Here is a 4,594-nt window from a genome sequence, read left to right as displayed (position 1 = left end):
ACACAACTTCAGACGCCTGCGAATCCGGTTCGAACGCCTCGCGGCCATACACGAGGCGTTCATGAAAATCGCCGCTTGCATCATCTGCTGGCGACAGCTGAAAAACTCATTGTGTTAGAGCTTCGAAGAGAGTGTTTTGGGCCGGAGCGAAAAACCGTAGCCGATCGGGATGCGCTGACTGGAGTACTTTTCATACTCGAGAGCGGCATTCGCTGGAACGAACTACCTGCCGAGATGGGATGCGGATCGGGTATCAGTTGCTGGCGCCGCCTGTGCGACTGGCAACAGGCCCGCGTTCGGGATCGGCTCCAGGAGCCCCTGCTTGCGAAGCTGCGTGTCGCCGATCGGATCGACTTTTCTCATGTCGTCATCGATTCCACTTCTGTTCGAGCAGTTCGAGCGGGCGAAAAACGGGACCTAACCCCACCGCTTGTGCGCGACGCGGTTTAAAACATCACGTCGCCACCGGCGCCAACGTCGCGCCGCTCGCGATCATCCTGACGGGCGCGAACCGCAACGACATCACGCAACTGCGCCACTGGTCAACGCCATCCACCGGTTCGCGGTTTGCGTAGTCGCCCCCGGCTCAAGCCTGTCCGGATCTATGCCGATCGGGCATACGACCACGACAAATATCGCCGGCCGTTGCACGCCGCCGGCATTTCCACATCGATTGCCCGACGCGGGGAACCTCACGACAGCGATCTTGGGAAAGTGCGTTGGGTCGTCGAACGTACCAATGCCTGGCTGAACGGATCACGCCGTCTTCGTACGCGATTTGAGCGTCGTGCCGACTTCCATGTAGAACTCCTCAAATTTGTCTGTTTCCTGATCTTCTGGCGAACGCTTCAGCGACCAGACAACTCCTTTTGAAACACGCTTTAAGTGGCGCGGCTTTGCACGGACCCGACGAGTGAATTGAAAAATTTCGTCAAATTCGCTTTTGTTCAGAGATCTTGAGGATCTGCTTGTTGCACGGAGACTAGAGTGATGGCGAGCGGTCCGGTTCGGTGAAAACACAACGTTTGACTAGGCGAGGAGTTGTATTATGTTCTCGATGCTCTATTTTCCGATGGTATCGGCGTTGAATCTGCTCCGTGCGGACTCACCGGCGCAGGTGCGGTCGCATCTCACGTTGGTTCTCGAAGGCGAGCTTGATGCGGCGCTCGAGCGATCTAGCGACTGGCTCGACAGTAAGACGCCGTCAGACCGGACATCATGCGATTTGCAATTGCACGCTGATCTGCAATTGGTGCTTGGGTTTGAGGCCGAGGCGGAAGAGAACTATCGGCGTGCCCAACGAAAAATTCGTGGCTCAAACCACAAGATTCGCATCGCGACCTGCCGGAACACCGCGTGGCAGGCGCTGTTTCGCCACCGAGTCACCACGGCGCTCGCATGCTTTTCCCGCATATGTGATGAGCCCGACATTCAGGCAGGATGGTTGGCTGAGTCCCGATTCGGGATTGCCTGTGCGCTCTATGAAATGGGACGCATAGACGAAGCGTTTGACGTCATCGATTCGATTGAGGAGATCGTCGAAGAGCAATTCGACGATACGCGCGTGCACTGGCGAGATTTTATCGCCGTGTTGCGTTTCGATCTTGTCGTGCAGAGTGACTTGCGCCGAGCGTCGGTGTTCAACGACCATGTGTATTGGCAATCTTCGCAGTCAATGAGCATGGTGGATCGCACGAGTGACGTCTCGGAACCTGAAAGATCCGTTGAGGATCCACTGTTGCGAGATCGTGTCGCATACCTGATGAAGTTGAGGTGCGCGGCGGCAGGAGATCGAAACGCGATCAGCGAACTGGCGCGGTATCTCGATGTCGCAGGAGAGCAAGGATTCGTCGATTATCGCCACACGCTGCGTTTTGAGATCGCGCTCGCTTTGCTAGCAGGAAACGCGCCAAATCTGGCACATTTTGTTCTGGAGCCGATGTCAGAAACATTTCGTGGCGGCGAACTGAGCCGTCGCTATCTGGAGTACTTCTATTGTGTTGCCAAGATCCATCAATTGCAGGACCACACTCAGGAGTCGTTGAGCTTCTTCAGGCGCTACGCCCTGGTCGCTACGCGATGCCTACGCGAGGATGCGATGATGGGCAAGCCGTTTCTCGTTGGTCGGACATTGAACCAGCCACCTCAATCCGATGACGTGACTGCGCGGTTGCCATTGAAGTATCGACGCGCCTATCACTATATTCTCCAGAACCTCAGTCGTAGCGATCTTTCGGTTCGGGAGATCTCGGCGGAGATAGGAGTCACGGAGCGCGCGCTACAGAATGCGTTCAAGGTCCACCTCGGGGTTTCGCCACGTGAACTGATTCGCTCACAGAGAATGGAGCGAATCCGTATGGAGCTTGTCGATTCCACATCGACCGGCGAGCGGAGCGTAATGGCAGCCGCTCGAAAATGGGGTATCCAGAATGGTTCGACGCTCGTGATCGCCTACCGCAAGGAGTTCGACGAGACACCTTCGGAAACGCTCGCAGGCTGATCTCGGCTGGCTACTGTCTCCCAACCTACACTCCAAAAATCGATGAAAGCGAAAGCACTGTTATACGCGACATGGTGTGTCGTGATACTTGGCACTACCGGAATCAATGCTGCAAACGCGATGCCTGTCCGCTGGAAGAGCACGGAAGTACACGTTGCCCTGGCAGGAAAAGATCTGAAGGACGTGCTGAGAGATTTCGCCGCGAGTCAAGGCATCGCGGCGTCGATTGCCGGTAACGTTCAAGGTACTGTCACGGGGCGATTTGATTTGATGCCGCAGCGTTTCCTCGATACGCTCGCAGCAACTTTCGGATTTGTGTGGTTCTACGATGGCAACATCTTGTCAATAACAAACGCGAACGATGTGACGCGGCAAGTCTTGCCGCTCGATCACGCTTCGATCAGCGACTTGCGCTCCGCGCTGCGCCAGATCGGCATGGACGACAAGCGCTTTCCGATCTACTTCGACGAGGAATCCGGAACCATAGTCGTCAGTGGTCCTGTTCAATACGTTCAGACGATAACCGATATCGCGCAGCGGCTCGACGCGCGTTCCGGACGTCGGAGCGGGTCGACGATCCGTATCTTCAAGCTGAAGCATGCGTGGGCGGCAGATCACACCGTGCAGATCGACGGAAACCCGGTGACCTTGCCCGGGGTCGCGTCTGTACTGGCGAACTTGTATCGAGTGCGAGGAAAGGCGACAGTCAGCCAGCCGAGCGCAGCACCGGGCGTGCAACGAGTGCAGTCGATGAGCGACGTTTCAGGAGGAGCATCCGGAGATAATCGACTGATGCCACCATTACCGCCGAGCATGACGGGGGGCGGTCTCGGTGACTTGTTTACCAAGGGGGGGCAGAATGGCGGTGCTAGCGGAGGGGCGCGAACCGCCGCGGTCGGCGGCTCATCCCAGACCGGGGACTCGTCTGCGGGGAATGACGAGCTGCCGATCATCCAGCCCGATCCGATGACGAACTCGGTGTTGATCCGTGATATGCCCGATCGCCTCGCACAGTACGCGCCGCTTATCCAGCAACTCGACATTCAACCCAGGCTCATCGAAATCCAGGCGCACATCATGGAGATCGACGACAACTTGCTTCGAGAAATTGGTGTCGACTGGCGCGCGCATAACAGCCACGGCGATATTCAGACCGGCACAGGTGCGACTCAGTCGGGCACGAGCATAGGCACGTCGGCGCAAAACAGCTTTTCGAATGGCCAAGTCAACCCGTTCTTCGGCACGACGACGCTCGCAGGCAACGCGATTGCCAATGCAACACCTGCCGGCGTGTCTGTCACGGCAGTTGTCGGTGACGCGGCTCGCTTCTTGATGGCGCGCGTGAACGCGCTGCAGTCGACATCGAAGGTGAAGATTGAAGCGTCGCCACTTGTCGCGACGCTCGACAACTCGGAGGCCGTGATGGACAACACGACGCGCTTCTTCGTCAAGGTGTCCGGTTATGCGTCGGCGGAACTTTATAGCGTGTCGACCGGCACTTCGCTGCGCGTTCTCCCGATGATCGTGCAAGACAGTCGCGGGACCCGGATCAAGATGAATGTTCATGTGACGGACGGGCAGCTGACGGGGGATCAGGTCGAGAATCTCCCGGTTATCGCGAGCAGCGAGATCAATACGCAGGCGTTCGTCGGTCAGGGGCAGAGCCTGCTGATCGCAGGCTACAATACGGACAAGCGTGTGAACGGTACGAGTGGTGTGCCCTGGCTGTCAAAGATCCCATTGCTCGGCGCACTGTTCCGATACAACAACGACTCGCAAAATCACATGGAGCGAGTGTTCCTGTTGTCGCCGCGGATCGTCGACCCGGACACATGAGCCTCACGCTCCGTTGCCGTATCGAGCCGGCGCGACGCGGAAGAAGAGGGCATTAGCCAGTTGAGGTGGCAGAATATTGCAGTCGCCGAGGCAGTTGTTCATATTTGCTGCCCGACGCGGGCACAATACGTGCGCATTTGATTCAATTGATGACCGATACAACGCTCGACCGGTTGTTTCTGACGCGATAATACACTTGCATTGCTTTCCCTTGGCAGACTATCGCGTCTGCCGCTTTCTGGAGCGCCAACGGTCGAA

Annotated in this window: 2 protein-coding genes and 2 pseudogenes; all 4 read left to right on the top strand. The window is 57.2% G+C overall.

Annotated elements, in window-relative coordinates:
* Positions 1–118, top strand: a pseudogene (locus ACV22V_RS32180) (IS5/IS1182 family transposase); the annotation flags it as partial.
* Positions 119–141: 23 nt separating this feature from the next.
* Positions 142–873 (top strand): annotated as a pseudogene (locus tag ACV22V_RS32175) (IS5 family transposase); the annotation flags it as partial.
* A gap of 175 nt (positions 874–1,048) precedes the next feature.
* Positions 1,049–2,500: a helix-turn-helix transcriptional regulator gene (locus ACV22V_RS32170; protein WP_448016760.1), complete on the top strand. Its 1,452-nt coding sequence runs from the start codon at positions 1,049–1,051 to the stop codon at positions 2,498–2,500.
* Between the two features lie 42 nt (positions 2,501–2,542).
* Positions 2,543–4,336, top strand: a complete 1,794-nt coding sequence (gene sctC, locus ACV22V_RS32165; protein WP_448016758.1) for a type III secretion system outer membrane ring subunit SctC — start codon at positions 2,543–2,545, stop codon at positions 4,334–4,336.
* Positions 4,337–4,594: the final 258 nt, after the last annotated feature.

This window comes from Burkholderia sp. AW33-5, from assembly GCF_053427615.1.
Note: the sequence above shows the minus strand (reverse complement) of the source record. Positions and strands in the feature narration are given on the sequence as shown.